The sequence below is a fragment of the Vibrio sp. 378 genome (assembly GCF_033339435.1).
Genome location: NZ_JAWOUO010000246.1, coordinates 1 through 922, shown reverse-complemented (window position 1 = coordinate 922; position 922 = coordinate 1). Strand labels below are relative to the sequence as shown.

Here is a 922-nt window from a genome sequence, read left to right as displayed (position 1 = left end):
CTTACACTCAACTCGACGTGCGAGATGTTCAGCGCCCCGAGCCAACTCGCCGAATAGCGGCACCAAAAGATGCACCTAACGTGCTTGTTATTTTGTTAGATGACGTCGGTTTTAGTAAGTCATCCCTTTTTGGGGGCGCTGTTGATATGCCGACACTTGATGCGTTAGCTAAACAAGGTCTTATCTATAACCAATTCCATACAACCGGCGTAAGCTCTGCAACTCGAACTGCCTTGCTTACTGGCCGCAATCATCACCAACATAATATGGGTTCAATTGCCGAGACATCGACGGCTTTCCCTGGCAATACAAGCGTTCGACCAAACTACATCGCTGCCCTACCAAAAATTTTGAAATATAACGGTTACAGCACGGCAATGTTTGGTAAAAACCACGAAATTCCAGCTTGGGAGACAGGGCCCGCAGGTAACCAAACGCTTTGGCCTTCTGAAGTGGGTTTCGACAAATTCTACGGCTTCTTCGGTGGTGAAACCGACCAGTTCCAACCCGTGTTGATTGACGGTAATACGCGCATTAAAACGCCACGTAAAAAGAACTATCACTTCACAGCAGATATGACCGACCAAACTATTGAATGGTTGAACCTGCAGCACAGCTATAATGCTGACCAACCGTTCTTCGCTTACTACGCTCCGGGTGCCGCACACGCCCCTCATCAGGCCCCAAGAGAATGGATTGATAAGTTCAAAGGCAAGTTCTCAATGGGCTGGGACAAACTAAGACAAGAGTCGTTTGAACGTCAGAAGAAGTTAGGCATTATTCCACAAGATACGGTTTTGCCACCAATGCCAGACTTTGTGCCTCGTTGGGATTCTCTCTCATCTGATGAAAAACGTGTCTTCGAACGCCAAATGGAAGTTTATGCAGGCTTCTTAGCACACACTGACCATGAGATCGGTCG

1 protein-coding gene is annotated in these 922 nt (G+C 47.6%); it reads left to right on the top strand.

The genetic code is table 11. The annotated features are described in order from the left end of the window. The coding region (locus R7Q48_RS25475) for a sulfatase-like hydrolase/transferase (RefSeq protein ID WP_318132933.1) at positions 1-922 on the top strand (922 nt) is incomplete at both ends.